Origin of the sequence: Delftia sp. CH05, assembly GCF_009827015.1 — a bacterium.
In the GTDB taxonomy this organism is placed as follows: Bacteria; Pseudomonadota; Gammaproteobacteria; order Burkholderiales; family Burkholderiaceae_C; genus Comamonas; species Comamonas tsuruhatensis.
Window position 1 is genome coordinate 1 of the sequence record NZ_WUMG01000108.1, and the last position, 877, is coordinate 877.

2 protein-coding genes are annotated in these 877 nt (G+C 61.8%); both read left to right on the forward strand.

The window, feature by feature from the left end; genetic code table 11:
* The first annotated feature begins 89 nt into the window (after positions 1 to 89).
* Entirely contained in the window at positions 90 to 494 is a 405-nt protein-coding gene (locus GRX31_RS30405; RefSeq protein ID WP_160856266.1) for a DUF1566 domain-containing protein, read from the forward strand.
* A gap of 30 nt (positions 495 to 524) precedes the next feature.
* Positions 525 to 877 (forward strand): four helix bundle protein (locus GRX31_RS30410; RefSeq protein ID WP_160856268.1); only part of this gene is annotated, 353 nt, incomplete at its 3' end.

Sequence of the window (877 nt, forward strand, 5' to 3'; positions counted from 1 at the left end):
ACGAGTTCCGAGTTCGGCCTTTCCGCAGATTCATTTATTGATCCCTTCACCCCTTTCTTCACCCTCAACCACCCAGCAGGAGCATCCATATGAGCAAGTCCATTCCCGCAATCGGCCAGGCATGGCCCGAGCAAGGCGGCATCTACATCGGCGCCCGCCTGATCGATGGCGCCGTCCATCACGTTGTCATCCCTGGCGGTGTCGAGCACGACATCAAAGACGCGGCATTCAAGGGCGTTCAGACCTGCATTCCGACCGAGTTGAACGGCCAGGGAGATTGGCGCGCGCCTGACCAAGAGGACCTGATGCTGGCTTGGATCAACGCCCGTGAGCACTTCGAGAAGTCGGGGCTGGCCAGCTACTACTGGTCGCGCACTGAGCGTGATGGCTGGGCCTGGGCTGTCGTTTTCGAGGACGGCAGCACGWMCRACRWCKACCGGSWCRACGWGTTCCGAGTTCGGCCTTTCCGCAGTTTTCCCGATTCRGCCCTTTAACCCTTCGCGGGCGTAGCCCGCCCTCTACCGATGGCCCTGCACACTGACACCGAGATCTACAAGGCGACCTACGCACTGGCCCAGCTCGTCACACATCTGGTCGCCAACATGCCCCGGAACTTCAAGGCCGACTTTGGCGCCGGCATGCGCAGGCAGTGCATGGCTCTTGTCATGCGAACCTACCAGGCCAACACCAGCCAGGAGAAAGCTCCGATCCTGGGTCTGATGCGCGAGGAAGTGGAGGTCATCAACCTCTCGCTGCGCCTCGCCGTCGATCTGCGCCTGATCTCGCACAAGCAGTTTGCACGCGCCATCGCCCTGACCACCAGCATCAGCAAACAGGCTACGGGCTGGCAGAAACACTCGGAACGCGCGCCCGCCGC